Here is a 25,492-nt window from a genome sequence, read left to right on the forward strand (position 1 = left end):
GGGGGTGTTGCATGCCGGATTTAACCCCTGATGCGGAAAAATCACACCAAATCAAGATCTCGCTGCGTGCGCGACTGCTCACGGCCCGTCGATCATTTCCGGTCACGGATCGATTGAGTGCGGCCCGCCAACTTCAAGATCAAATTCTTTCTCTGGTACGGCGTACCGGCGCTCGCTCGATCGCCGCCTACGTGCCCGTCGGGTCCGAGCCGGGCGGGCCAGACCTTCCGGACCGCCTCCTGTCGGCCCTGCCCGCCGGCGGCCGCCTCCTGCTCCCGGTCCTGCTCCCCGACAACGACCTCACCTGGGCCGAGCCGACCCCACCCGCCGCCGCGCCGCCCACCTCCACCCCCGCCGCCTCCGCGCCGCCCGCTTCGGTTGTGCCTGCCGGCGGGCCCTCCGCCTCGCTTGTGGCCGGGCCTCGGGGCCTGCGTGAGCCCGGAGGGCCGCGGCTCGGCGTGGAGGCGGTGTGCTCGGTCGACCTCCTCCTGGTGCCGGCGCTCGCGGTCGGGAACGACGGGACCCGGATGGGCCGGGGCGGCGGCTCCTACGATCGGGTGCTGGCCCGCCTGCCGGAGCCCGGGCCGCTGGTCGTGGCCCTGCTGCACGACGGCGAGGACATCGTGTCGGTGCCGGCCGAGCCCCACGATCGCCGGGTTCACGCCGTGATCACGCCCACCGGCGGTCTCTCGCGCCGGCCGTGCCCCTGATCGCGGAGGTTTCTCGCGCCGGCCGTACTCCTGATCGCGGAGTATCGATTCCCCGACATGTCGGCGACGCGACGCGCGTGCCGTCTGCCGACCCCGGCGCCGACCGCGGGCAGCTCAAGGCATGCGCGGTGTGACATCACCCACGTTCCACTCTTCCCTCAGGCCGAGCGCCGAGTGGACGAATTGACCTCCGATGCCGCAACATTGGCACTCGGAGTTGGCGAGTGCCAGCAGCCGATTGATCCGGAGGAGCCGTGCCTACCTACCAGTACGCCTGCACCGAGTGCGGTGAGCAGCTTGAAGCAGTGCAGTCCTTCTCCGACCCGGCGCTCACCGAGTGCCCGAACTGCCAGGGCAAGCTCCGCAAGGTGTTCAACTCGGTCGGCATCGTCTTCAAGGGCTCGGGCTTCTACCGCAACGACTCGCGTGCGGGCGCCGTGAGCTCGGAGAAGCCGGCCGCCGGAGACTCGGCCACCAAGACGGCCGACTCGTCGAGTCCGTCGTCGACCACCCCGGCGACCACGCCGTCCACCCCTTCGACGAGCAGCAGCACGTCGTCGGGCAGCAGCACGTCGTCGTCGGGCGGCAGCGGCACGAAGGCCGCCGCGGCACCCTGACCCGCACCGACGAGCGTCATCTACGCGCCGAGCCGGATCACCGGCTCGGCGCGTACTCGTTTCCGGACGCCGGCCCACGGCTGCCACTAGCAAGATCCACAGGTCAGCGGCAGGTTCTCCACAGAGCCGGGTTGTCCACAGCGCTTCCACGCCGGATCCGGTACGGCTCCTAACGTCGGTCGCAGCCGTCGGCGGGCACTTGAACACGCCGTTCCGCACAGGGCCGAACGGCCGTCTTTCCGACCGCCCGAGGTGCCCGTCGACGGCCACCAGACTCCGCCCTCCGGGGATTGCCGATGACTGGAGGTCCGATGTCCCGTACGAGGCCGGCTTCGCCAGACGAGCGTCTGGACCCGGTGCGCTGGCGGCGGCCGGGCCGTGGCACTCTGCTGCGCCTGGTCTCGGTCACCGTGTTGTTGATCACAGCCGCTGCGGTGCTCTGGCTCAAGCCGACCGGCTGCGTCCCGATCGAGGCCGGCCCGTCGTCGGAGCCGTCCGTCCGGCCCTCGTCGTCACCAGCAGCCGGGCCGACCGGCGCGGCGCGGCCGATTCCACCCGGCAACGTCGGTGTTCCGGTGCGACTGGCCGACCCCACCGCGCTGTCCGTCGTGCGCCCCGGCCACCGGGTGGATCTGCTCCGCATCGAGGGCGAGCGTGACCGCACCACCGCGGTGGCGAGCGCCGCCTTGGTCCTGGAGGTGACCGGCGCCGACGACCCGGTCACCGGCGGGCTACTCCTGGCCCTCGAGCCGGACGAGGCACGACAGGCGATATCCACCCCAGGCCGCGGTTTCGCCATAGTGATCCGCCCAGACTGAGCCGCGAGCCCTGCCGTGATCCGCTGCGCTCTCCTCAAGCCTTGCCGTGATCCGCCGCGGTCTCCTTGAGCCCGACGTGACCCCGCTCTTGATTCGAGTCCCGGCGTGACGGCTCGGCGTGGCGGGGGTGCCTGCTAGCCCCAGTGCGGCGGGCGGTCCTCGAGCAGGCGGTCGTCGTTGGAGTGGGAATGCTCGCCCCAACCTCGCTCGGTGTCGTCACGGGTCTGCTCGGGCAGCACCGGAGCCTCTTCGGACTCGAAATCGACCTCACGCTCGGCGTCGTTGTCACGCTCAGGGTCGTCCAGGATGTCCACGCCTAGAAGGGTAAGCCGACAGCGGCGCGGTCGTCGTCCCCCTCCGGTTGTACCGTCGGTGAACGTGAGTTCCCCCACCAGCGTCCCGGACGACGACGCGTACTGGAAGCGCCCCGATCCGGAGGCCGAGTCGCTCGGCCGGCCCGAGGTCGCCCCACCGGTTCGGCCCGCCGACTATCAGGGCCCGCCGCGCGCCGACCCGCCCCCGGCCGACTGGCGTCCGCCGACATTCGCGCACCCGCCGTCACCGCGGCAGATGCCGCCACAGAACTTCGAGGCCCTCGACGACGCGGAGGGCTCGGCCCGGACCGTCACCTACGGCATCGGCCTGGTCGCGGGCGCCATCGGCCTCATCATCGTCTGCCTGCTCTGCGCTCGCCTCGTCTTCTGAGAACGGCCTACCGTCACCTCCATGCCATCGGTCAGCAGTCCCGTACGCGCGGCAAGGGGCCGGTCCTTCTCGCCGGCCCAGCCGGCCGCCGGAGACTGATCGCGTCCTGACCGGCGGGGTCCCCGGCCGGCCGACGGTGATCGCGCGTTTGCGACCCTCAGGCCGCGTCCACGCCATCACCATCGCCGGATCGCCGGGCCGTCGCCCCCGCAAGTGCAGGGGCGGACGGTTCGATGCGGACCTCGACCGGGAGCCGCCGGCTGACGGCGACCGTCAGTAGGTTCCCCACACGGCGGTCGCTCCCGAGTCGCCGGTCTGGTAGAGGTACCAGGCACTCAACCCGCCCAGGACCAGCAGCACCACGGCGAAGGCCAGGTCGGCGATCTTCGGCAGGGCGCGGGGGTTGCGAGCGGTGAGCACGACCAGGATCAGGCTGAGAACGCCGAGCGCCAGGGTCAGCCAGAACGTGGTGGTGCCGTTCTCCATGTGACCGTCGAGGATCACCTTGCCGGGCGGGGAGACGCGATCCGCGCTGAGCAGGCGGTTGTAGAACTCCGTCCCGGACAGCTTGGTGATCAGCGCGGCGATCGGCGCGACGACGGCCAGCAGCGCCACTGCCCAGCCGATCTTGGGGCGCAGGGCGGCGACGAACCCGTAGACGATCGCGCCCAGCGCCAGCAGAGGTACGAATATGACGGCGGCGTGGAGCACGAGAACGTGTACCGGCAAACCGTTGACCTGGTCTAACACCATTCCTCCTCGTTCCCGGCGGTGGTCCGGGCGATGGCGATCCGGGGTGAAGGCCAGCTTAGGAGTTATCTGACTGCGCAAACATCCCCCTGCGACCAAGTCGTGATCGAACCGCATCCGCGGCCCTTCCGCCACCTCCGGATTCAGCCGGCGATCACGGGCTCGCCGCGGACGACGCTCGCGGGCCCGCATCCGGGGCGCAACGACGACTCAGGACCGGCGGAAGACGATCACCGCACAGTTGGTGATTCCGTGCCGGCGTGTTGTCATGGACGCATGTCGACCGGTGAGGAACTGCTGCGTGAGCACGGGTTGCGGGTCACCCGGCCCCGGCTCGCGGTGCTCGATGTTCTGACCGGCGGCGGACACCTCGAGGTCGACGAGATCGCCCAGCGGGTGCGTACCCGCCTCGACTCGGTGTCGACCCAGGCGGTGTATGACGTGCTCGGTGCGCTGTCCCGCGCGGGCCTGGCCCGGCGGATCGAGCCGGCCGGAAGCCCGGCCCGCTACGAGGCTCGCGCCGGCGACAACCACCACCACATGGTCTGCCGAGGCTGCGGCACGGTCACCGACGTCGACTGCGTGGTGGGCGAGCGGCCCTGCCTGATGCCGGCCGAGCTGCACGGCTTCGACCTGGACGAAGCCGAGATCACCTTCTGGGGCCTGTGCCCCTCCTGCCGAGCCCGCCGAGACGCCGACAGAGTCTCCTGAGCGCCACGGTCCCGGCGGCCGTTCGTCCCGCCGCGCCCCACCCTGCGGCCGTTCGTCCCGCTGCGCCCACCCCGGCACAACCGAGCCGTCGAGGCCTCCCGTGTCGCAGGTCCCGTGAACCACCTTCCCTCCGCCGGAGTCGGCTGATGGCGGATGATCCCGGCCGGGCGTGGCACGCTGGATGCATGTCAGGAGACGTGGGCCTGTTCGGACCGGACTCGGTCACCTGGAAGCTGCATCGGGAGCCGATCTTCCTACTCGGCGGTCTGCGGTCGCTCTACCTGCAGGCTCTGCATCCCCGGGCGGTGGCCGGGGTCGCTCAGAACTCGGGATATCGCGCCGACCCGTGGGCCCGGATGATCCGCACGTCCGACTACGTCGGCACGGTGATCTTCGGCAGCACCGATGAGGTGACACACACCGCGAGCCGGCTGCGGCAGCTGCATGCCGGGATGACGGCGATTGATCCGCGCACCGGTGAGCGGTTCCGGATCGACGAGCCCGACCTGCTGCGCTGGGTGCACGTGGCCGAGGTGGAGTCGTTCCTGACGACGGCGGTCCGGGCCGGGGTGCGGCTGACTCCCGACGAGGTGGACGGCTATTACACCGAGCAGCTGCGTGCGGCCGAGCTGGTCGGCCTGGATCCGGCGACGGTCCCGTCGACGGCGGCCGAGGTGGAGGCCTATTTCACGGCGATCCGACCGGAGCTCGAGCTGACGCGCGACGGTGCGGAGGCGGCCCTGTTCCTGACGGTGCCACCGGTGCCCGAGCATTGGGGCGGGCTTCCGCTGCGCCTGGGGCTGACACTCGGCCCGGCACGGTGGGCCCATCTCGGGGTCGTCAGCACGGCGATCGGCCTGCTGCCGCCATGGGCCCGCAAGATCTACGGCGGCCTCGGCTGGCCGACGACCGACCTCGCCGCCGGCCTCTCGGCCCGCGGTCTGCGCGCTCTCATCACCGGCGTCCTGGCCGCCCTGCCCGACCAGTACCGGATGTCGCCCCTCCACCGCGCAGCCCTGGAAAGAGCGGCGGCGAGCGCACCGGAAAGAGCGGAGGAAGCCGCCCTGGAAAGAGCGGAGGCAGCCGCGCTGGAAAGAGCGGAGGCAGCCGCGCTGCAAAGAGCGGAGGCAGCCGCCCTGGAGAGAGCGGCGGCGGGCGCACCGAACCCAACGGCGGCAGCCGCCCTGGAGAGAGCGGCGGCGGGCGCACCGAACCCAACGGCGGCAGCCGCCGTGGAAAGAGCGGCGGCAGCGGCCCCGGAAAGAATGGCCTCGGCCGCACCGGAAACACCGACCCGGCCGAGGCCGGCCTGAGATCAGCCGGCCGGTAGCGAGCCGGCCTCGCCATCGGTCGCGCCGGACGGGCCCGGCAGACGAAGGACCGCCACCAGCACCGAGCCGGAGCGAGCCGACAGACCTCAGGTGCTGAGCCGGCAGACCTCAGGTGCCGAGCCGGCAGACCTCAGGCGCTCAGGTGCTCCACGGCCGTCCACGGGTCCTTCGGAGCCACCGACGCGCCGGCCGGGCACACCTTGCGGAAGTCGCACCACCCGCACAACGCGCCCGGGTTGACCGGGAACTCCGCATCGGGATCGGCGCCGCCGGCCACCGCCTTCTCCGCCGCCATGATGTCCTGGGCCGTCTCCTCGGCCCGGCGCACCTGCCGGGCCAGTGACTCCTCGGTGTGCTCGTGGGTCACCACCGTCCCGGTGGGCAGGTGGTGCAGCTCGACCCGCCGGCATGGTCGCCGGAACATCCGCTCGGCGGCGAACGCGTAGAGCGCCAGCGCCTGGGAGCCGCGGGCGTCGTCGGGTGAGAGCCCGGACCGGCCGGTCTTGTAGTCGACGATGACGGCCTCGGGCCCGGCCGGACCGACCCGGGTGTCGATCCGGTCGGCGCGCCCGTTGAGCGCGAGAACACTGGTCTTGGCGGCCACGACCCGCTCGACGCCGAGTGGCTCGTCCTCCGGGTCGAGGGTGGCGACGTAGCTCTCGAGCCAGTCGAGAGCCCGCTGATACGTGGTCCGCTCCTGCTCGACGTCGCGATAGCCCTCACGCACCCAGGTGGCCTTGAGCAGCGTCGGCAGCGACTCGGGGACCCGCCGCTCGACGGGCGCCATATACCAGTTCTTCAGGGCGGTGTGCACGCTGGCGCCGAGTGAGTTGTGCGCCCACGGTGGGCCCTTGGGTGGGCTGGGCCGATCGACATACGAATACCGGTATCGCCGGGGGCAGTCGGTGTAGGCCCCGAGCTTGCTCGGCGTGCAGACGAAGAGTCGCTCGGGCATGCCGGCGAAACCGAGCTGCTCAGGAACCGCGGGCTTGGTGACACGTCGCGTGGGGGGCACGAAACCATCCTGCCAGCACCCCCCGACAGTTCCGGTCAGGGCAGAGCGGCGTACGACTTCACGAAGGCGTTGATCGCGTCGGCGATGAGCTGGACCGCGATGGCCGCCAGCAGCAGGCCGGCGATGCGGGTGAGGACCTCGATGCCGGCCGGGCGCAGCAGCCGGACGATGACGCCGGAGAAGCGCAGCACCAGCCAGACGCAGGCCATCACGGCGAGGATCGCGGCGGCGAGGATGAGGTACTCGTCGGCGCTCTCGACCCGCTGCACGTACAGCATGGTGGCGACGATGGCGCCGGGCCCGGCGAGCAGCGGGGTGCCGATCGGGACGAGGGCTACGTTGCTGGTGCCGCCCTGTTCGGCGGGTTCGTCGGTCTTGCCGGTGAGCAGCTGCAACGCCACCAGGACGAGCAGCAGGCCGCCGGCCGCCTGGAGCGCGGGCAGCTGGACGTGCAGGTAGTCGAGAAGGGTCTGTCCGGCGACGGCGAACCCGACGATGACACCGAGGGCGAGCAGCACCGCCTGGGTGGCCGCCCGGTTGCGGGCCTTCGCCGGCATGGATCCGGTGAGGCCGAGGAAGACCGGGACCATGCCGGGCGGGTCGACGATCACCAGGAGCGTCACGAAGAACTCGCCGAACAGCTTGACATTCACCCGTGCAGGCTATGGGCCGTCACCCGTCGGCGCAGTCGGGTGCGGCGAGCGTCACCCGAGGACCGTCACCCCGGAGGCTGCGGCGACGATCTTCTCGTACATCTCGAGGTCGGTTTTGAACGCGCCGAGTCGGACGGTCTTGTGTGTGCCATGGAAGTCGGAGGACCCGGTGACCACGAGGCCGAGCCGTTCGGCGAGTGCTCTGACCTGCGCCCGCTCGGTGGGCGAGTGGTCCTCGTGGTCGGCCTCCAGGCCGAAGAGGCCGGCCTCGGCCAAGGCGGCGATCAGCTCGTCGGGCACCACCCGGCCGCGTTTGGTCGCCCGCGGATGGGCGAAGACCGCGACCCCGCCGGCTTCCCGAACGGCCCGGACCGCATCGAAAACATCAAGATCAGACTTCGGTACGAAGTACCGGGCGCCCAGCCACGCGGACTCGAAGGCCTCGTTGGTGGTCTTGACCAGGCCGGCCCGGATCAGCGCCTGTGCGATGTGTGGTCGTCCCACCGAGCCGCCGGCCGCATATCCCCACACCTCGTCCCAGGTGATCGGCACGCCGTCGGCCCGCAGTTTGGCGACGATCCGCTCACCGCGCTGCTCCCGGTCGTCGCGCAGCCGAGTCAGCTCGGCCGCGAGCACCGGCTCGGCCGGATCGAACAGGTAGGCCAGCAGGTGCAGCGGGATGGCGGGATCGGCGCCGTGCCAGCGGCAGGACAGCTCGGCGCCACGGACCAACCGCAGCCCCTCGGGCCGGGCCGCGGCCGCCTCGTCCCAGCCGCCGGTGGTGTCGTGGTCGGTGATCGCCATGACGTCGAGCCCGGCGGCGGCCCCGGCTCTGACCAGTTCGGCCGGGGTGAGCGTGCCGTCGCTGGCGGTGGAGTGACAGTGCAGGTCGATACTGGTCATCACCGTCAGGTTACCGCTGGACGCCACCGTGGGCGGCGCCCAGGTCAGGCGTCGTCGCCCTCGTCGTCCTTGCCGAGCCGTGCCTCGACCGCCTGCGGCTCGTACATCTCCTCGACCACGCGCAGGTAGAGCTCGTTGGGGTTGGGCAGGTGCTTGACCTCGCGCAACGCCTGGTCCTGGCCGGCTGACTCCAGGACGAACGTGCCGTAGCTGAGCATGCGACCGAGAGCGGACTGCTCGTACTTCATGTCGGTCACCCGGAGGAGGGGCATCATCGCCACCTTGCGGGTGATGATCCCGTTGACCACCATCACGCGCTTGTTGGTGAGGATGAACCTGTCGAAATACCAGTCGAAGACCTCCCATGCCACCCAGCTGATCACGCCGAGCCAGATCAGCACGGCCACGGTGACCAGGCCGTTGATGTTCTGCTTGGTCAGGAAGCCGGCGAGGTAGCCGAGGACGAGCGTGGCGGCGGCGCCGATGCCGATCGGCTTGGCCAGGTGGATCCAGTGCCGTTTCCACTCACCGCGATAGCGCTCGGTGGGGAACAGGTATCGCGCGACGAGCGTGGTCGGCTCGTCCTCCAACGGCAGGAAGCGGCGCGGGCCACCACCGCGGTCGAGCCCCTCGAGCTCCTCAGCGGTGAAGCTGGGCGCCTGGTACTCGTCCGTCTCGTCGAAGACGTCGTCGGCTGAGCGGCGGCGCCGCCCGTACGCCGGATCGTCCTCAAAGGGCTCGCCGTCCGGGTAATCAGGATCGTCGGCCAGCGAGGGGTCACGCCACCCGTAGCTGTCGTCATCGTCCTGAGGGCGACGTGCACCCTCACCTCGCAAGTCGCGCGGCTCACCAGGATCCATGTAGAGATGCTATGCGACGAGGTCGGTGAAGAACGTGCCGAAGCCCTCGGCGATGTCCGCGATCGTGCCTCCGAGTGACTCGAACACCGACGCCGCGGCGGTCGGGTTGAAGGCGATGAAGAAGATCAAGAATGCAATACCAAGCCAGGTGAGGACCTTCTTGACCATGGGGGCCTTCTCCTCCGGTGCGGGTTACGTTCAGCGCCGCGGCAATACCGACGGTATCAGCTTCGTCGCTTCGTGTGAACAAAGTGGCCAGAAAGTCGATTGCCAAGGGGCAGGTCACACCCGAGGGATCAGGCACGACCGTGCAGGTAGGGCGACGGCGCCCCGAAGACGAGCTCGGGCGGCACTCCCTCGGAGAGATCGTGCAGGACGACGTGCTCCGCGAGAAGATAGCCCGCACTCGCGGGCCACGCTACCGCATACAGCCACATTCCTTTTGCCTCACTCACGTACGCACTGCGATCCTCCGGCGACTTGACACACCACAGTGGAGTGGGGTGCCCGGCCGCCTTGATCTTCGCATGTGGACCGGCATGGGAGCCACGATCGGCGAGCGCCTCGGAGAGCAGGTGCCCGGGGTCCAGCCCGGGAATGCCGGCGAAGCGCGTGCCCAGTCCGACACCGGGTTGCTCGGCGATCAGGATCAGGTCCGCGGGCCCACCACCGAGCGGCTCCGGGCCGCTGCAGGCGAGCACCGTGGCCCGAACCCCGAACCGGTCGTCGCCTGACCAGCCCACCCCGGTGACCATCCACCCGGAGGGCAGCGGCCAGGGACACCAGAGCGGCATCCGCTCCGCGCTCGACGCCGACTCCCGCAGCACCGTTCCGACTATCTCCGCGCTGATGTGCTCGGCGACGTGGAACGGCGGAACGTCGCCACAGTCGTCGCAACGCCAGTTGCTGTGCATCAGATCCGGCTTGCGGACCTGAGCAGCGCACCTAGGGCAACTCACCGTGACACCCACACTCCATACCGTGCTGGTCGCGCGGCGCGCCGTCAAGCGAATCGGCCGAAGACGGGCCGATCCAGGTCACTCCGGGGGCGGCCCGCCGTGCGCCCGGATCCACGCGTGCATGGCGATTCCGCTGGCCACACCGGCGTTGATCGAGCGCGTGGAGCCGTACTGGGCGATCGAGAAGAGCTGGGCGCAGGCCGCACGGGCCGCATCGGAGAGCCCCGGGCCCTCCTGGCCGAAGAGGAGCACACAGCGCCGGGGCAGCGTGGTCGTCTCCATCGGGCGTGAGCCGGGGAGGTTGTCGATGCCGATCACCGGCAGGTCCTCAGCCGCCGCCCAGGCCACGAAGTCCTCGATCGCCGGGTGGTGCCGCACGTGCTGGTACCGGTCGGTGACCATGGCGCCACGGCGGTTCCAGCGGCGGCGGCCCACGATGTGCACCTCGGCGGCGAGGAAGGCGTTGGCGTTGCGTACCACCGTGCCGATGTTGAAGTCGTGCTGCCAGTTCTCGATCGCGACGTGGAATCCGTGCCGGCGCGTGTCGAGGTCGGCCACCACGGCCTCACGGGTCCAGTAGCGGTACCGGTCCACCACGTTGCGCCGGTCACCGTGCTCCAGCAACTCGGGATCCCAGTGGTCGCCGGCCGGCCGCTCACCCGCCCACGGGCCCACGCCGACCTCGGTGAAATGGTCCTCGCCCACGGTCATGGGGCGTTAGGCTACCGATTCGGTTGCGAGCCACCGGCGGGTGATCACGGAGGAGACGCCTGGCCGGATGAGACGCACGGCCGGAATAGACGAGTGAGAATGCCGGATCAAACGGCAGGAGACGCAATGAGCGGCGGGGCCCTCCCCGGCACCCGCCGCCCACGCTCTGTTGGGAAAGAGTTTGCCTCACCGTCCGTATCCATGTGAAGGACTTTCGTTTGTGAGCCAGCTCACATTTAGGTTAGTTAACTATTTCCACGTCAACTCGGGATCGCTCCCATCCGCGCGGCACAGCCTGGGCAAATCGCCTAGATCATAAGATCCTGCGCTGAAGCACCTACCCGAACGTGTCAGCAACCAGACACCAGGCGCCTACTTTCAGTTACCATGAGGCGCCCGTGTCGTTTGCGGGTGTGAAACCCGGAACGTGCCGCACACCACGTGTCGCGGCGCTCAGTACGGGAATGAGTAACGGGTACCCGGAGTTTCACCCGACGAAAGCGATTCCCGCAGACGGAGGCATCATGGCGACGGTTACGCTGACCACAGCGAACTTCGACGAGGTCACCAGCAAGGACGGCATCGTCCTTGTCGACTTCTGGGCCAGCTGGTGCGGGCCCTGCGTCCGCTTCGCGCCGACCTACGAGCGCTCCTCGGAGAAGCACCCGGAGATCACCTTCGGAAAGGTCGACACCGAGGCCGAGCAGTTGCTCGCGGCCAAGTTCGACATCAGGTCGATCCCGACGATCATGGCGATCCGCGACGGGGTCGTCGTCTTCGCCCAGCCCGGAGCGCTTCCGGAGACGTCCCTGGAGAGCCTGATCGAAAAGGTCGAGGAGCTCGACATGGACGAGGTGCGCGAGCAGATGGCCGCACACCGCAAGGGCGCGCACGGCGAGACCGCCGAGGCCACCCCCGCGGAGAAGGCGCCCGCGGCGCCGGCCAAGGAGGAAGCCGCGGCAGGCCGCAGCTGACACAGCACTGAACCGAAGGCCCGTGGATCGCCCGATCCGCGGGCCTTTCGGCGTACGCTCCGTTGTGTACACCTGTTCGAGGACAGCCGTGTGCGCGGAGTCGAACGTGTGTTCTAATACTCGCCATGCGATGGTCCCATCTGTCGGCTCAGCCCGGTGACGCCACGCTCCTGGACAGGGCGGCGCCGGCGGCTCCACCCCTGCCGCTGGCGCTGCCCGGCGCGACCGTCCGCACCTTCGACACGCCGGGGTTCGCGGGCATGACCTTCTACGAGGTGCGAGCGAAATCCCTGATCAACCGGGTTCCGGGGCGATCGCGGGTGCCGTTCGAGTGGACCGTCAACCCCTATCGCGGCTGCTCCCACGCCTGCACCTACTGCCTGGCCGGAGACACGCCGATCCTGCTCGCCGACGGCTCCACCAGGCCGCTGGCGCAGATCCGCCCCGGCGACGCGGTGATGGGCACCATGGGCGCCGGGGCGCACCGCCGTTACGTGCCGACCACGGTGCTCGACCACTGGGAGACGAGCAAGCCCGCCTTCCGGGTCACCCTGGCCGACGGCACGCGGCTGGTCGGCAGCGGCGACCACAGGTTCCTCACCGACCGGGGCTGGCGGCACATCAGCCCCGCCGAGCCACACCAGCCGGCCCTCGCGATCGGCGACCTGATGCTCGGGGTCGGCCGCTTCGCCGACCCGCCCAAGGAGTCGCCCGACTATCAGGCCGGTTTCGTCTGCGGGCTGGTCCGGGGTGATGCGGCCGACGGCGGCACGGCGGTGGAGAGCGACGCCTGGGTCCGCGCCGACGGCTATCTCGACGACGTCTCGCTGACCGAGGCGGTCCGTTGGCCCGAGACGCCGACGAGCGACTGGTTCCGGGGCTTCCTCGCCGGGGCCTTCGGCGCGGTGGGCCACACCGACCGGCTGACCGTCACCTTCTCCTGCGGCGACGCGCCCTACCTGCGACGGGTGGCCGAGGCGCTGACCCACCTCGGCCTGATCGCCCGGGGCCCCGGCCCGATCCGGCCCGGTACGGCCGGCCGGGTGGAGACCGAGCGGCACCTCGACGCCGCCCTGCGCTTCCGGCATCTGACCGGCGCATCGATGGAGCCGCTGGACGCCTCCGGAGTGGGCGTGCGCCAGGAGCGCCGGCTCGCCGTGGTCGACATCGAGGACCTCGGCCTCACGCTGCCGCTGTTCGACATCTCCACCGGCACCGGCGACTTCATCGCCGACGGTGTGGTCAGCCACAACTGCTTCGCCCGCAACACGCACACCTACCTCGATCTGGACGCCGGCCACGACTTCGACACCCGCGTGGTGGTGAAGGTGAATGCGGGCGAGCTGATCCGCCGGGAGTTGCGCGATCCGAAGTGGTCCGGCGCGCCGATCGCGATGGGCACCAACGTCGACGTCTACCAGCGGGCCGAGGGGCGTTACCGGTTGATGCCGGAGATCCTGGCGGCGCTGCGCGACCACGCCAACCCGTTCTCGATCCTGACCAAGGGCACGCTGATCCTGCGCGACCTCGACCTGCTCCGGCAGGCCGCCGAGGTGACCAGGGTGGGGCTGTCGTTCTCGGTCGGCTTCGTCGACGAGACGGTCTGGCGCACCGCCGAGCCCGGCACCCCCAGCCCACGCCGCCGCCTGGACGCGGTGCGCCGGCTCACCGACGCCGGGTTCCGGGTCGGCGTGCTGATGGCGCCGATCCTGCCCGGGCTCACCGACACCGAGGAGTCGATCGACGAGACGGTGGCGGAGATCGCCGCGGCCGGAGCCACCGGCGTCACCCCGCTCGCGCTGCACCTGCGCCCCGGCGCCCGCGAGTGGTATGCGTCGTGGATCGGCCGGGAGCACCCGCATCTGCGGTCACGCTATCGGGAGCTGTTCGGCAACGGCTCCTACCTGCCACGGGCCTACCAGGAGGAGATCGGCGCCCGAGTCCGGATGGCAGCGCGCCGGCACGGCCTGCACAATGCCACCCCGACCACAGCCCGCGAGATGCCCACCCCGCCGGCCACCTCCGACCAGCTCACCCTCCTGTAACGGCCTCCCGACCCGGCGAACCCGGGCTCACGAGCCGGCGACAGTCACCTCCCGATCACCCCGACCACAGGCCGGCGACGGCGGCCTCCAGCCCGGGCACCACGGCTCACGAGCCGGCGGCAGCAGGCCCTCCCATCTCGTCGAGACGCGCGCCGCCGGTGGGCGCTCGCCATGGCGGGTCCGCGGCGGATCCGGGGTTGACGCGAAGAGGGATGGGTCGTCGGCTGTGGCGGCGGGTCGAGGGCTGGCCGGGGTGAGGTTGAGAGTGGGCAGGTCGACGGCCGTGGCGGAGGCACCTGCGGGTGGGTCGGCTGTGATGGAGGACGCGAGCGGCTCGATCGGCTGTGGCGGATGTGCGGCATAGAGTTGACGTATGCGGAGTGCCCAGCAGATCCTGGCGGAGGCGAAGGTCATCGCGGTGGTGGGGGCGTCCCGCGATGCCTACAAGCCGTCCCACACCGTGCCGTTGCAGATGATCCGGCACGGCTGGCGGATTCTGCCGGTCAACCCGTTCGTCGACGAGATCTTCGGTGTCCGGGCGGTGCCCACACTCGCCGATCTGGGTGAGCCCGTCGATCTGGTCAATGTGTTCCGCCCCGCCCGTGACGCCGTGGACATCGTGCGGCAGGCCATCGCCGTCAACGCGCCCGCGGTGTGGCTGCAGAGCGGCATCGTCTCGGCCGAGGCACGCCGGCTCGCCGAGGAGGCCGGCATCGACTACATCGAGGACCGGTGCATCGCCGTCGAGCGCGCGGTCGGCCGCCTCAGCCGGGCAGCCTGACCCGACCTGGCCGGCCGTCGACCCCGCCGGAGCGAAACGGCTCGGCGGGTCGACTCAGGTGGTCAGGCTGAGCGGACCCGGTCTGCCGGCACGGCCCGCCCGATATAGGCCGAGTGCTGGGGGCAGAGTCGGCCCGAGAGGGGCTGCTTGGCGGCCCGCATGGTCGGCATGAGGCTACGAGGCTGCGTGATCGATGCGAGGCGGCGTGGCCAAGTGCCAGCGGCGTTGTCGGTGTGGGGTCGGGCGGTGGGGTGGCTCACGGGGTTTGCCGGAGAGGAAAAGGCTGGTGACACGCGCTCGTAGGCTGTCCGAGTCCCTCACCCGCGGCGCGGTGCGAGGACTCGAGGAGGACGTTCCATGAGTTACCCACCGGATCCTTATCAACAACCGGACCCCTACCGGCCGGTGGGTCCGTTTGAGCCGCCTCCGCTGGATCGGACGATGCCGGATCCGACGATGCCGGAGCCGACGATGCCGTATCCGCCGGTGAGTCCGCCCCCGTATGGCGGATCGGGGCACACGCTTCCCGCGCCGTACGGTGGTGGAGGCTACGGTCCGCCGCCGGGACATCATCCCCCTCCGCCGGTGGACAAGTCGCCGTTCGGGCCGTCCGGGTACGGCGCCCCGTACGGGCCGTCGCAGAACACCAACGTGCTCGCCATCGCGTCGCTGGTGTGTTCGGTTCTCGGTCCTTTGACCTGTGTGAGCGCACCGGCCGGCATCGTGCTGGGCCACCTGGCGAAGAAGCAGATCCGGCAGACCCGTGAGGCCGGCGAGGGGCTGGCGGTGGCGGGGCTGTGGGTCGGCTACATCGTCACGGTGGTCAGCCTGCTGGTGGTGATCTTCTACGCCGTCGGGTTCTTCTGGGTCTTCACGCGGGGCACGTTCCTCTGGTTCTGAGCGGACCGTCCGCGGGGATCTGACAATTCGGTCCCCAAGGCACGCCATCCGCAAGGCACGCCATCCGCAAGGCACGCCATCCGTGAGGCACGCCATCCGTGAGGCACGCCGTCCGTGAGGCACGCATCCGCAAGGCACGCCGTCCGTGAGGATCTGATGAACCGGCCCCGGGCGGCACGCTTGTGGGCGCGCCACCGGGGCCGGATGTTCCGATCCTCCCGGGGACGGTCAGCGGAACTGGGCCTCGCGCACGCTGTTGCCGCCGTCGACGACGAGCATCTGGCCGGTGATGTACGACGCGGCCGGCGAGCAGAGGAACGCCACCGCGGCGGCGACCTCGTCAGGGGTGCCGGGACGGCCGATCGGCGTACCCAGGCCCTGCTTGATCTCGGTCACCGTGGACGCGGCGGTGTAGATCGTGCCGGGCGCCACGCAGTTGACGTTGATGCCGTCGGCGACCAACTCCATGGCCAGCGCTCGGGTCAGGCCGACCACACCGGCTTTCGCCGCGGCGTAGGCGGCTTCGGTGGGGAGCGCGTTGACCGGGCCGGCGGTGGCGGCGAGGTTCACGATCCGGCCCCAGCCCTGCTCCGACATGCTGCCGCAGAACGCGCGGCTGCACAGGAACGCGGTGCTCAGGTTGCGGTCGATCTCCGCCTTCCACTCGTCGTAGGTCAGCTGGGCGACCGGCCGGAGCACCTCGGGGCTGGCCCGGCTCGCCAGGCCGGCGTTGTTGACCAGCACCTCGACTTCGCCGAGTTGGTCGGCGATGGCGTCGGCGAGGGCGCCGACCTCGGACTCGTCGGTGAGATCGGCCACGAAGCCGGTCACGCCGAGCTCGGTGGCCCGGTCGTGGATGCGGCGGGTGGTGGACACGATCGCCACCCGGGCGCCGAGGTCACGGAGGCGACGGGCCGTCGCATAGCCGATCCCGTCGGGGCTGCCGGCACCGGTGACCAGGGCGACCTTCCCGTCGAGGCGGAGCGTGACGGGCGCGTCGCCGGACACCTCGACGAGCTCGGCCTCGACCAGGTCCTGCATGTCGGAGCCGGAGGGGCGATCAGCGTCCGTGCCGGGCGTGCCGGATCGGGGTGGCCGGCCGGCGGTGGGGCGTGTGGTGTCGCGCCGGGACGGGCTGCCCCCGGTGGAACGGGCGTCGAAGACCATGCGGCGATCCTGCCTGCTCCGGCAGGCCGGGGCAAACATCGTGTCACTGTGGCGTTCTCGGCGACCGCAATCCGACAGCGCTACAGCCGGCTAGGAACCGGTGCTGAGCGGACGCACGGGACCCTCCTCCACCAGCACGAACGGGGCTTCCTCACCGTATCGGGCGTGGAGGGCGCGGCGTGTCGCCTCCAGATCCGTGGTGCCGATCTCGAGGCCCACACCATCGTGCCGACTACCCACCGTGGTTATCCGGATGCCCTGTGCCGACCAGTACGGAAGGTCGGCCACCACCCGGTCGTGCCACACGGTGAGCTCGGCGACGGCGTGGGCGGCGTCACGAACCACGATGCAGGTGTCCTCGGCGGTGCTCCTGATGAAGGCGTCGAAGGCCACTGACGGAACCCGGTACACGATCGCCCGTACCCTCGCCTGATCGACCTCCAGGCCCGCGAAGCTGTCGGCGAACCGCTCACGCCCGCCCCGGTCGATCCGCTCCATCGCGGCGGCGAGCCGCGGCGGCGTCGCCGGGAGCCGCCGGGCGCCGACCGTCGTGAACTGGGGTGGGCGGTCGAACTCACAGCCCGCCGTCCGCCAGCCGCCGGTCGGGCCGGGTGGCTGCGCCGAATCGGCGTCGTCGTCGGAGGCACAGCCGGGCGCCGTCATGACGAGAGCCCCGGCGAGGAGCAGCCGGACCACTCGTTCGCGATGCATCGCATCCCCCTTCAATACCCGCCCGGCACAACGAGCGGCAACTGTCGACGTTCCGCCATCGACAGGGAGGATCCGTTACATCAGCGACGAATTAGCTTGAAAGAGGCCTGCCCGAGAATGACCACCGCGACCCCCGCCACCAGCAGGAACAGCCCCGGCAACGACTCCGCACGCGGCGTCTGGCCCAGCCACCACCACGCGAGGAAGGCCGCGCCGGGCACCTCCAGCAGGATCAGCACGCTGACGGTGGTCGCCGAGGTGCGCTGCAGCGCGTAGTTGAACATCGAGTGCCCGAGCAGCTGTGCGCCGGCCACCAGGGCCAGGATCGCCGCCCAGGTCCGCCCGTCGTAGCCGGTCAGGTTCACCCCGAAGGCCAGACAGCCGGCGAGCAGCAGCACCGCGCACGTGCCGTAACAGACCCAGGTGTACGTGGTGGTGCTCAACTCGGCACGGGCCCGCTCGCCGAGCGCCGTGTACACGGCCGCCGCGAGCGCCCCGAGCAGCGCCAGCACGTCGGCGAGGACGGCCTGCGAGGACACTCCGAGGTCGACGCCGGTCGCCCAGGCCGCGCCCGCCACCGCCAGCCCGATGCCCAGCCACTGGGCCGTCGACGGGCGCCGCCCCTGTGCCGCGGCGATCAGGCCCTGCCACACCGGCTGGGTCGCGACCAGCGCGGTCGCCGTGGCCACCGAGCCGAGCTGCACGCTGGGCATCCAGGTCGCGAAGTGTGCGGCCAGCGCGATGCCGGCCAGCACGCAGAACAATCCGGCCGAGCCGCGGGCCGCCTTGCGCACCTCCGCCCGGCGCGGGCCCAGCGCGATCGGGGTCAGCACCAGGGTGGCGAGGCTGTTGCGCCAGAACGCGATCGCCAGCGCCGGGGCGGCCGCGAACGCGATGAGCGGCGCGGAGGAGGAGACGGCGAGCACCGCGACGGTCAGGGCGACGGCCGTCGGAGCGGCCACTTGAGCCGATGAACGCACATTCATCCCCGGCCATCGCTTCTTGCGTGGCCGCCCAGTGCACTTGGTAACTGTCTATTGGCCGACAGTGACGGACTCGCTACAGTCACCGACGGCTTACCGCCCGTTTCCATCCCTCGATGTCCGGGAGGACGATTTACATGCCCGCGTACCGTGCGGTCGTGTTTGACTTTTTCGGCACTTTGACCCGGTCTGTCCAGCGTGGCCCCCAGCACGCGGCGATCGCCCGGTCTCTCGGCGCCGATCCCGAGGCCGTCACCGGCGTCCTCGACCGAACCTTCCGGGCCCGCGCCTGCGGTCGTTACGGCTCTGCCGAGGCGACCCTCCGCTGGGTCATCGAACAGGCCGGCGGCCGACCGCGCCCCGGGGCGATCCGTGCCGCGATGCCGGCCCGGATCGACGCGCTGCGCGCCGACACACAACTGCGACCGGAAGCGGTCAGCGCCCTGACCGCCATCCGAAGCCGTGGCGTGCGCACCGCGGTGGTCAGTGACTGCACCCACGAGCTCCCCGCCTTTCTGCCCGGTCTCGCCGTGGCCCCGCTGCTGGACGCTCAGATCTACTCGGTCGAGCTGGGTGTCTGCAAACCGGACCCGGAGATCTACCTGGCCGCGTGCGACCGGCTGGGCGTCGCCCCACAGGACTGCCTCTACGTCGGCGACGGGGGCAGCCACGAGCTGACCGGGGCCGCGGCCGTCGGCATGACCCCGGTCCGGCTGGCCGCTCCTGATCTCGCCAACCATCTCGTCTTCGACGCCGACACCAACTTCGCGGGGCGGACGGTGCGTTCCCTCACCGACGTCCTGGCCCTCCTGGACCCGGTCCCGGCGCTTCTCTAGACCATCGGGGGTACGGCCATGGGCCGGACGACCGCAGTCCACCGCGTACCGGGGCCACCGCGCGAGGTGGCTGCCCGGTCCGGCTCCCAGCGCGACCGCCGGGCCGGTTGCCCGGCTCCGGAGCCGTGGGAGGATGGCGCGGTGAGCTCTGGGGTGCTGGATGAGGCGATCAAGAAGGCGGCCGTCGCCTGGGTCTCCGTCGGGGACGGGCCGGCCTACGCGCTCTGGTGCATGCCGTTCGAGACGTCGCTGGTCGTGGTGAGCGGGCCGGGTGAGCAGTTCGCTCCCGGGCTGGCCGAGGCCGAACGCGCCGTCGTCCGCCTGCGCGGTGATCACGGCGGTCTGATCGTGCAGTCCGAGGCCGTGGCGGCACGGCTCGTCCCGGGCTCCGACGAGTGGACCGAGATCGCGCCGCAGCTCGCCGGCAAGCGACTCAACGCCAGCGGCACGGCCGAGGAGTTGGTCGCTCGCTGGGTGGCCGACGGCTGTGCCCTGGTCCGGCTCACCCCGGTTACCGAGACCACGGTCGGTTCGGCCGATCTGCCGTCCGAGTCGCACGCGGCACCGCCCCGGGAGACGCCGGCACGTGTCGAGACCCGTCGCCCGTTCCGTCTGCACCGGGTCACCAAGCGCTGACCGTCTCGGTCACCCGATGAACGGCGGGACCGCGATCGTGCCGGTGGCGACCGGCTGCACGTGGCCGGTGACCGTGGTGGAGACGGCTGCGCCGGCCGAGGCCGTCACCGTGCAGTCGAGGCGGGACGGGCGTTTCATCTCGGCACCCTGGTGGATGCGATAGGTGGAGACACCCTCGGGCGGGAGCAGGCCGGCGGCGACCAGCCAGACACCCAGGGCCAGCGCGGCCGATCCGGTGGCCGGGTCCTCGTCGACGGTCCAGGTGGACGAGAAGACTCTGGCGTGGGCCTCGGTTCCGGACCAGGCGAACACGCTCAGGTCGGCACAGCCCGCCTCCTCGGCGGCCCGCGGATCGACCCGCACTCTGGCGAGCGCCTCACGGCGTACCGGAAGAAAGACCCAGTCGAGACCACAGCCCGCGGTGCGTGGGGCAGCCCCGTCCGCGAGATCGGCGGCCGTCAGGCCCGCCGCGGCGAGCAGGGGCGCCGGGTCGAGCGGATCGCCGAGCGTCGGGGAGGCGCCGGTCAGGGTGGCCGCGCCCGTGGCGGTCACGGTGATCGGCAGCAGCCCGGCTCCGCACTCCTGGACCACCTCGCCGGGTTCGAGGAGGCCGCGGCGCACCGCGGTGACCGCCGAGCCGACGCTGGGATGCCCGGCGAACGGCAGCTCGGACGTCGGCGTGAAGATCCGGACCCGATGGGTCGCCCCGGCCGTCACCGGTGGGAGCAGGAAGACCGTCTCCGAAAGGTTGAACTCCCGGGCCAGCGCCTGCATCTGATCGGTGCCCAGGTCGGCGCCGCCGAACACCACGGCCAGCGGATTGCCGGCGAAGGGCCGGTCCGTGAACACGTCGACGATCTCGTACGCCACGGTGGACATGTCCGGACCCTAACCTAATCTGAGGTCGTGACCATGGGGACGAGGGTTTACCTGGCTCGCCTCGCCGACCTTCCGGTGTTCGACCCGAACGGCGATCGTGTCGGGCGGGTTCGTGACGCCGTCGTCCGGCTGCGCACCACGAACCGCCCGCCGCAGGTGGTCGGTCTGGTCGCCGAGATGGCGCTGCGCCGCCGCATCTTCCTGCCGATCGGGCGGATCACCAGCATGGATGCGGAGGCCGTCGTGCTAGGCACCGGTTCGCTGAACCTGCGGCGGTTCGAGAAGCGGCAGAACGAGCTGCTGGTGCTGGAGGATCTGCTGGACCGCCGGGTGACGGTCGAGCACGGCGACGAGCCGGACCACCCCGGCACGGTGCTGGACATCGGCATGGAGCTGAACCGGAACACCGAGTGGATCATCACGCGGGTGGCGGTCCGCGAGCACACCGGCCGGCTGGCCCGCCGCGGGCACGTCTACCAGGCCGAATACGACCGGGTGCGCGGCCTGATCGGGCCCACCGACACGCAGGGCACCGCGAACCTGATCGCCCTGCTCGACCAGATGCGCCCGGCCGACATGGCGAACGCGCTGCAGGACCTCCCGGACGCCCGGCGCAACGAGGTGGCCGCCGCTCTCGACGACAGGCGTCTCGCCGACGTGCTGGAGGAGCTGCCCGAGCACGACCAGGTGGAGATCCTGGTCAACCTGGACCGGGAGCGCGCCGCCGACGTGCTGGAGCGGATGGACCCGGACGACGCCGCCGACCTGCTGGCCGAGCTGCCGATGACCGAGCAGGCGGTGCTGCTGGACCTGATGGAGCCGGAGGAGGCGGCCCCGGTGCGCCAGCTGATGAACTACCGGCCGGGCACCGCGGGCAGTGTGATGACCTCGGAGCCGGTGATCCTCACCCCGGACACCACGGTCGCCGAGGCACTGGCCCGGATCCGCAACCCGGAGCTGTCGCCGGTGGTCGCCGCGCAGGTCTTCGTGGCCCGTGCTCCGGCCGCCACGCCGACGGGTAAGTACCTGGGCATGGTGCACTTCCAGCGGCTGTTGCGGGAGCCACCGGCGTCGATCGTGGGCGGGCTGGTGGACAGCGGGATCGACCCGCTGCGGACCGAGACGGGGCTGCTCGAGATCACCCGGCGGATGGCGACGTACGACCTGGTGGCGATGCCGGTGGTGGACTCGACGAACCGGCTGCTGGGCGCGGTCACCGTCGACGACGTGCTGGACCACTCGCTGCCGCGGGACTGGCGTGATCGGGACGCGCACGACGAGGGGGCGGCGTGAGCGAGCGCAGGGATCGACTCGACCAGCCGCGCGAGCCGGGGCGGATGCAGCTGCCGAAATTCGATCCGGAGGCGTTCGGCCGCTGGTCGGAGAGCATCGCGCGGTACATGGGCACGGCGAAGTTCATCGTCTACATGACGGTGGTGATCGCCGGCTGGTTCGCGTACAACTCCCTGGCACCGGCTGGGCTCAAGCGCTTCGACCCGTATCCGCATCAGTTCCTCACCCTGATCCTGTCGCTGCAGGCGTCGTACGCCGCGCCGCTGATCCTGTTGGCGCAGAACCGGCAGGCCGACCGGGACCGGCTGGCCATGGAGGAGGATCGACGCCGCGCCGCGATGCAGAAGGCCGACACGGAGTTCCTGGCCCGGGAGATCGCGGCGCTGCGGATCGCCTTGGGGGAGGTCGCCACCAGGGATTTCCTACGCTCGGAGCTCTCCCGGCTGGCTGACGAGTTGGATGAGGCGGCGTCGAGGCGGGAGAAGCGGGCCCGTATGGACTGGGACGAGGAGCACACCTGACCTCGACGTAGCATGGGCTGCATGTCCGCTCCTGCATCCACGCTCGAGGACGCCATCCAGGCCGCTCTGGCGACCGTGGACGACCCCGAGATCCGCCGCCCGATCACCGACCTCGGCATGGTCTCGGGCTTCACCGTGAGCGCCGGCCTGGTCAAGGTCGATCTGCTGCTCACCGTCGCCGGCTGCCCGCTGCGGGACAAGCTGACCAACGACATCACCGCCGCCGTCACGAAGATCCCCGGCATCGACCGGGTCGAGATCAACTTCGGTGTGATGACCGAGGAACAGCGCAAGGCGCTGCAGACCACCCTGCGCGGTGGCGGCGAGTCCGCCGAGCCGGTCATCCCCTTCGCTCAGCCCGGTTCCAGGACCAGGGTGTATGCGGTGGCGAGTGGCAAGGGCGGCGTCGGCAAGTCGAGCGTCACCGTGAACCTGGCCGCGGCGCTCGCCAAGCGGGGCCTGTCGGTCGGCGTGATCGACGCGGACATCTACGGCCACTCGGTGCCGCGGATGCTCGGTGTCGAGGGCAAGCCGACCCGCGTCGAGGAAATGATCATGCCGCCGCAGTCGCACGGTGTGAAGGTGATCTCGATCGGCATGTTCACCGCCGGCAACGCCGCGGTGGTCTGGCGTGGCCCGATGCTGCACCGCGCGCTGCAGCAGTTCCTCGCCGACGTCTACTGGGGCGACCTGGACGTGCTGCTCCTCGACCTGCCGCCGGGCACCGGCGACGTGGCCATCTCCCTGGCCCAGCTCCTGCCCAACGCGGAGATCCTGGTCGTCACCACCCCGCAGATGGCAGCCGCCGAGGTCGCCGAGCGGGCCGGTGCGATCGCCCTGCAGACCCACCAGCGCCTGGTCGGCGTGGTGGAGAACATGTCGTGGCTGGAGCTGCCGGACGGTTCGCGCATGGAGGTCTTCGGCGCGGGCGGCGGTGAGACGGTCGCCGACTCACTCTCCAAGACGATCGGCGCCCGGGTGCCGCTGCTGGGTCAGATCCCGCTGGACACCCGTGTCCGTGAGGCCGGCGACGACGGCATCCCGATCGTGCTGGCCGACCCGGAGGCCCCGGCCGCCAAGGCGCTCGACGGTGTCGCCGACAAGCTGGCAGTCCGCCGGGAGTCCCTCGTCGGCAAGCCGCTGGGCCTCATGGTCAACGCCAAACGGGGCTGACCACAGAAGCCGTCACGCCGCGAAACGACGCGGAGTGGTCCTACGTCGCGTCGAGGTCGTAACGCTGCGCCGGTCGAGGAGCCTCGGCCGGCGCTGCCGTCTGCGAGGAGCCGCTCTTGCGGATGTCGACGGCCGCCGCGACGTCGTTCAGCTCCGACTTGACCCCGTTGAGGTCCTGTTTCACGTCGTCGAAGAGGTTTTGCAGGGGCTTGCGCAGCGCCTGCTCGTCCTCCTCGCTGAGCAGGTGCTTACGGATGAACGCCTTCGGGTGCAGGTCTTCCAGCTGGATGTCGGTGCCCAGCTCACGGCTCAGGTCGGCGGTCGCGCCCTGGGCCATGTTGCGTAGCCCGCGCAGCATCCGCAGCCCGTCGCCGATCACCTTGGGCAGCCGCTCCCCGAAGATCAGAAGCGCGAGCATGAGCAGCGCGCCGATCTCCCACCAGTTCAGATTCTCGAACACGTCCGGCCCTCCCAGGCTTCCCGCGCCAAGACTACGCACGCTCCCTGTGTGAACGCAGCCCACCCGGACCCATCAGTTGGTGTCCGCGGCGAGCGTCACCGAGGCTGACGCCGTCTTGCTGCCACGCCGGTATTCGACGGCGACGACCGAGCCCGGAGCGTACTTACGGACCATGGCGATCAGGCCGATCCCGTCGTCCAGGGGGTGCCCGTCGAGCTTGGTGATCACGTCACCGGCCTTGAGACCGGCGCCCGCGGCCGGGCCGGCCTGCTGCACCGACTGCAACCGGGCGCCGCCGATGGACTCCTGGGTCATCACCTCGGCGCCGATCACGGTGCGCCGGGCCTTGCCGGTGTCGATGATGTCCTCGGCGATCCGCTTGGCCTGGTTGATCGGGATGGCGAAGGCGAGGCCGATGTTGCCCGCCTCGGCGGTGGTGCCGCCGACCGAGCGGATCACCGAGTTGACCCCGACGACCCGGCCCGCGCCGTCGACCAGCGGGCCACCGGAGTTGCCCTGGTTGACGGCGGCGTCGGTCTGGATGGCCGCGTAGTAGCGCCGGGTGCCGGTCTCCTCGCCGGCCTGGATGGTGCGGTCCAAGGCGCTCACGATACCGGCGGTCACGGTGTTGACCAGCGCCAGCGGTGAACCGAAAGCGAGCACCGGGTCACCGACGGCGATGTCGTCGGAGTTTCCGAGCGCGACCGGGACCAGGCCCTGTTTTGCGACTTTGATCACTGCGAGGTCGGATTCGGGATCGCGCCCGACCAGTGTCGCGGCGGCGGTCGAGCCGTCATGGAAGGAGACCGACATGGTGTCGTCGGCGCCCTCGACCACGTGGTCGTTGGTGATCACATAGCCCTCGGTGGAGACCACGAAGCCGGACCCGATCGCCCCGCTGACCCGGACCGTCACGACGCTCGGCTGGACCCGCTCGACGATCCCGCCGTTGGACTCGGGGGCCCGCTGAGCGGACTCCGGGGCGCCCTGACCGGACGCGCCGAGCTGGGTGCGGCCCCCGTCGACATACCCGCCCTTGACCGCGAAGACGAAGCCGAGAGTGCCGCCGACACCGCCCGCGAGCAGGGCGGTGACCAGGCAGATCATCAGAATCGGCGTGAACGAGCGGCGTGGCGCGTCGGGGTTGGGCGGCGTCTCCAACGGTGTGCCACCGGTGGACTGCGGGGTAGGCAGGACCACCGCCGACGGGGCGTAGGGATCACGCCACGGATCGGCCTGTCCACCCGACCACCACGGCGACGGCTGCTGCGGCTCACCGGGCGCCGGGTGCGCAGAGGACGTCGGTGGCCGGCTCCAGTTCCAGCCGTCGGTCACGTCGGTGCCTCCACTCCGTTAGCCCGGCTCCGCGCATCCAGGATGACACGGATTC

General features: G+C 70.7%; 29 protein-coding genes and 1 pseudogene. 15 read left to right on the top strand and 15 right to left on the bottom strand.

Annotation, left to right across the window (positions count from 1 at the left end; translation table 11 throughout):
• Positions 1-11: 11 nt before the first annotated feature.
• The 3 genes from ACQPZW_RS45805 to ACQPZW_RS45815 all read left to right on the top strand — a co-directional run bounded on the left by ACQPZW_RS45805 (position 12) and on the right by ACQPZW_RS45815 (position 2,145).
• A complete protein-coding gene (locus ACQPZW_RS45805; RefSeq protein WP_433792248.1) occupies positions 12-710 on the top strand; it encodes a 5-formyltetrahydrofolate cyclo-ligase in 699 nt (232 codons plus the stop codon).
• Between the two features lie 254 nt (positions 711-964).
• Entirely contained in the window at positions 965-1,327 is a 363-nt protein-coding gene (locus ACQPZW_RS45810; protein ID WP_433792249.1) for an FmdB family zinc ribbon protein, read from the top strand.
• 311 nt (positions 1,328-1,638) lie between these two features.
• Entirely contained in the window at positions 1,639-2,145 is a 507-nt protein-coding gene (locus ACQPZW_RS45815; protein ID WP_433792250.1) for a hypothetical protein, read from the top strand.
• A gap of 134 nt (positions 2,146-2,279) precedes the next feature.
• Here the strand turns inward: ACQPZW_RS45815 and ACQPZW_RS45820 are convergent, their stop codons facing one another.
• Complete coding sequence (locus tag ACQPZW_RS45820) at positions 2,280-2,459, bottom strand: hypothetical protein (RefSeq protein WP_433792251.1); 180 nt, start codon at positions 2,457-2,459, stop codon at positions 2,280-2,282.
• 64 nt (positions 2,460-2,523) lie between these two features.
• Here ACQPZW_RS45820 and ACQPZW_RS45825 point away from each other — a divergent pair, with 64 nt between their 5' ends.
• The gene (locus ACQPZW_RS45825) at positions 2,524-2,850 is read left to right on the top strand and encodes a translation initiation factor 2 (protein ID WP_433792252.1); all 327 of its coding nucleotides are present in this window, start codon (positions 2,524-2,526) and stop codon (positions 2,848-2,850) included.
• A 273-nt stretch (positions 2,851-3,123) separates the two neighbouring features.
• On the opposite strand, the gene ACQPZW_RS45830 is transcribed toward ACQPZW_RS45825, so the two are convergent.
• Positions 3,124-3,579, bottom strand: a complete 456-nt coding sequence (locus ACQPZW_RS45830) for a DUF2231 domain-containing protein (protein ID WP_433792253.1) — start codon at positions 3,577-3,579, stop codon at positions 3,124-3,126.
• 297 nt (positions 3,580-3,876) lie between these two features.
• On the opposite strand from ACQPZW_RS45830, the gene ACQPZW_RS45835 reads away from it, so the two are divergent.
• Complete coding sequence (locus tag ACQPZW_RS45835; protein ID WP_433792254.1) at positions 3,877-4,311, top strand: Fur family transcriptional regulator; 435 nt, start codon at positions 3,877-3,879, stop codon at positions 4,309-4,311.
• A 185-nt stretch (positions 4,312-4,496) separates the two neighbouring features.
• A pseudogene (locus ACQPZW_RS45840) lies at positions 4,497-5,342 on the top strand (oxygenase MpaB family protein); the annotation flags it as partial.
• Positions 5,343-5,772: 430 nt separating this feature from the next.
• Here ACQPZW_RS45840 and ACQPZW_RS45845 read toward each other — a convergent pair.
• The 7 genes from ACQPZW_RS45845 to ACQPZW_RS45875 form a co-directional block, all read right to left on the bottom strand.
• Entirely contained in the window at positions 5,773-6,597 is an 825-nt protein-coding gene (locus tag ACQPZW_RS45845) for a RecB family exonuclease (RefSeq protein WP_433797833.1), read from the bottom strand.
• A gap of 95 nt (positions 6,598-6,692) precedes the next feature.
• Positions 6,693-7,310: a MarC family protein gene (locus ACQPZW_RS45850; protein ID WP_433792255.1), complete on the bottom strand. Its 618-nt coding sequence runs from the start codon at positions 7,308-7,310 to the stop codon at positions 6,693-6,695.
• A 51-nt stretch (positions 7,311-7,361) separates the two neighbouring features.
• The gene (locus ACQPZW_RS45855) at positions 7,362-8,213 is read right to left on the bottom strand and encodes a PHP domain-containing protein (RefSeq protein ID WP_433792256.1); all 852 of its coding nucleotides are present in this window, start codon (positions 8,211-8,213) and stop codon (positions 7,362-7,364) included.
• Between the two features lie 44 nt (positions 8,214-8,257).
• Positions 8,258-9,073, bottom strand: a complete 816-nt coding sequence (locus ACQPZW_RS45860) for a PH domain-containing protein (RefSeq protein WP_433792257.1) — start codon at positions 9,071-9,073, stop codon at positions 8,258-8,260.
• A gap of 9 nt (positions 9,074-9,082) precedes the next feature.
• Positions 9,083-9,241 (bottom strand): hypothetical protein, encoded by a 159-nt coding sequence (locus tag ACQPZW_RS45865; protein ID WP_170167336.1) that lies wholly within the window; start codon positions 9,239-9,241, stop codon positions 9,083-9,085.
• Between the two features lie 128 nt (positions 9,242-9,369).
• A complete protein-coding gene (locus tag ACQPZW_RS45870) occupies positions 9,370-9,987 on the bottom strand; it encodes a DUF6758 family protein (protein ID WP_433792258.1) in 618 nt (205 codons plus the stop codon).
• 123 nt (positions 9,988-10,110) lie between these two features.
• Positions 10,111-10,743 (bottom strand): TrmH family RNA methyltransferase, encoded by a 633-nt coding sequence (locus ACQPZW_RS45875; protein ID WP_433792259.1) that lies wholly within the window; start codon positions 10,741-10,743, stop codon positions 10,111-10,113.
• 524 nt (positions 10,744-11,267) lie between these two features.
• On the opposite strand from ACQPZW_RS45875, the gene trxA reads away from it, so the two are divergent.
• The 4 genes from trxA (at position 11,268) to ACQPZW_RS45895 (ending at position 15,443) form a co-directional block, all read left to right on the top strand.
• Positions 11,268-11,717, top strand: coding sequence for a thioredoxin (trxA, locus tag ACQPZW_RS45880; protein ID WP_433792260.1), 450 nt, complete (start codon positions 11,268-11,270; stop codon positions 11,715-11,717).
• Between the two features lie 125 nt (positions 11,718-11,842).
• A complete protein-coding gene (locus tag ACQPZW_RS45885) occupies positions 11,843-13,762 on the top strand; it encodes an intein-containing Rv2578c family radical SAM protein (RefSeq protein ID WP_433792261.1) in 1,920 nt (639 codons plus the stop codon).
• Between the two features lie 373 nt (positions 13,763-14,135).
• A complete protein-coding gene (locus ACQPZW_RS45890) occupies positions 14,136-14,543 on the top strand; it encodes a CoA-binding protein (RefSeq protein WP_433792262.1) in 408 nt (135 codons plus the stop codon).
• Between the two features lie 585 nt (positions 14,544-15,128).
• Positions 15,129-15,443, top strand: coding sequence for a DUF4190 domain-containing protein (locus ACQPZW_RS45895; protein WP_433792263.1), 315 nt, complete (start codon positions 15,129-15,131; stop codon positions 15,441-15,443).
• 228 nt (positions 15,444-15,671) lie between these two features.
• Here the strand turns inward: ACQPZW_RS45895 and ACQPZW_RS45900 are convergent, their stop codons facing one another.
• From ACQPZW_RS45900 to ACQPZW_RS45910, 3 genes are all read right to left on the bottom strand, one after another.
• Positions 15,672-16,610 (bottom strand): SDR family NAD(P)-dependent oxidoreductase, encoded by a 939-nt coding sequence (locus ACQPZW_RS45900; RefSeq protein WP_433792264.1) that lies wholly within the window; start codon positions 16,608-16,610, stop codon positions 15,672-15,674.
• Between the two features lie 90 nt (positions 16,611-16,700).
• Positions 16,701-17,321, bottom strand: a complete 621-nt coding sequence (locus ACQPZW_RS45905; RefSeq protein WP_433792265.1) for a hypothetical protein — start codon at positions 17,319-17,321, stop codon at positions 16,701-16,703.
• An 80-nt stretch (positions 17,322-17,401) separates the two neighbouring features.
• Positions 17,402-18,307 (bottom strand): DMT family transporter, encoded by a 906-nt coding sequence (locus ACQPZW_RS45910; protein ID WP_433792266.1) that lies wholly within the window; start codon positions 18,305-18,307, stop codon positions 17,402-17,404.
• 134 nt (positions 18,308-18,441) lie between these two features.
• Here ACQPZW_RS45910 and ACQPZW_RS45915 point away from each other — a divergent pair, with 134 nt between their 5' ends.
• Positions 18,442-19,140, top strand: coding sequence for an HAD family hydrolase (locus ACQPZW_RS45915; protein WP_433792267.1), 699 nt, complete (start codon positions 18,442-18,444; stop codon positions 19,138-19,140).
• 141 nt (positions 19,141-19,281) lie between these two features.
• A complete protein-coding gene (locus ACQPZW_RS45920) occupies positions 19,282-19,776 on the top strand; it encodes a hypothetical protein (RefSeq protein ID WP_433792268.1) in 495 nt (164 codons plus the stop codon).
• A 9-nt stretch (positions 19,777-19,785) separates the two neighbouring features.
• Here the strand turns inward: ACQPZW_RS45920 and ACQPZW_RS45925 are convergent, their stop codons facing one another.
• Complete coding sequence (locus tag ACQPZW_RS45925) at positions 19,786-20,655, bottom strand: PhzF family phenazine biosynthesis protein (RefSeq protein ID WP_433792269.1); 870 nt, start codon at positions 20,653-20,655, stop codon at positions 19,786-19,788.
• 27 nt (positions 20,656-20,682) lie between these two features.
• On the opposite strand from ACQPZW_RS45925, the gene ACQPZW_RS45930 reads away from it, so the two are divergent.
• The 3 genes from ACQPZW_RS45930 to ACQPZW_RS45940 are packed head-to-tail and all read left to right on the top strand — an operon-like array spanning position 20,683 to position 23,642.
• Positions 20,683-21,948 carry a magnesium transporter MgtE N-terminal domain-containing protein gene (locus ACQPZW_RS45930; protein WP_433792270.1) on the top strand — a complete coding sequence of 422 codons (1,266 nt, stop codon included), beginning with the start codon at positions 20,683-20,685 and terminating at the stop codon, positions 21,946-21,948.
• Positions 21,945-22,469 carry a DUF1003 domain-containing protein gene (locus ACQPZW_RS45935; RefSeq protein WP_433792271.1) on the top strand — a complete coding sequence of 175 codons (525 nt, stop codon included), beginning with the start codon at positions 21,945-21,947 and terminating at the stop codon, positions 22,467-22,469. Before ACQPZW_RS45930 ends, ACQPZW_RS45935 begins: the two co-directional genes overlap by 4 nt.
• Before the next feature lie 21 nt (positions 22,470-22,490).
• Positions 22,491-23,642, top strand: a complete 1,152-nt coding sequence (locus ACQPZW_RS45940; RefSeq protein ID WP_433792272.1) for an Mrp/NBP35 family ATP-binding protein — start codon at positions 22,491-22,493, stop codon at positions 23,640-23,642.
• A gap of 40 nt (positions 23,643-23,682) precedes the next feature.
• On the opposite strand, the gene ACQPZW_RS45945 is transcribed toward ACQPZW_RS45940, so the two are convergent.
• Positions 23,683-24,102 (bottom strand): preprotein translocase subunit TatB, encoded by a 420-nt coding sequence (locus tag ACQPZW_RS45945; RefSeq protein WP_433792273.1) that lies wholly within the window; start codon positions 24,100-24,102, stop codon positions 23,683-23,685.
• A gap of 72 nt (positions 24,103-24,174) precedes the next feature.
• Positions 24,175-25,437: a S1C family serine protease gene (locus ACQPZW_RS45950; protein WP_433792274.1), complete on the bottom strand. Its 1,263-nt coding sequence runs from the start codon at positions 25,435-25,437 to the stop codon at positions 24,175-24,177.
• Positions 25,438-25,492: the final 55 nt, after the last annotated feature.

This window comes from Actinoplanes sp. CA-252034 (genome assembly GCF_050956125.1).
GTDB lineage: Bacteria > Actinomycetota > Actinomycetes > Mycobacteriales > Micromonosporaceae > Actinoplanes.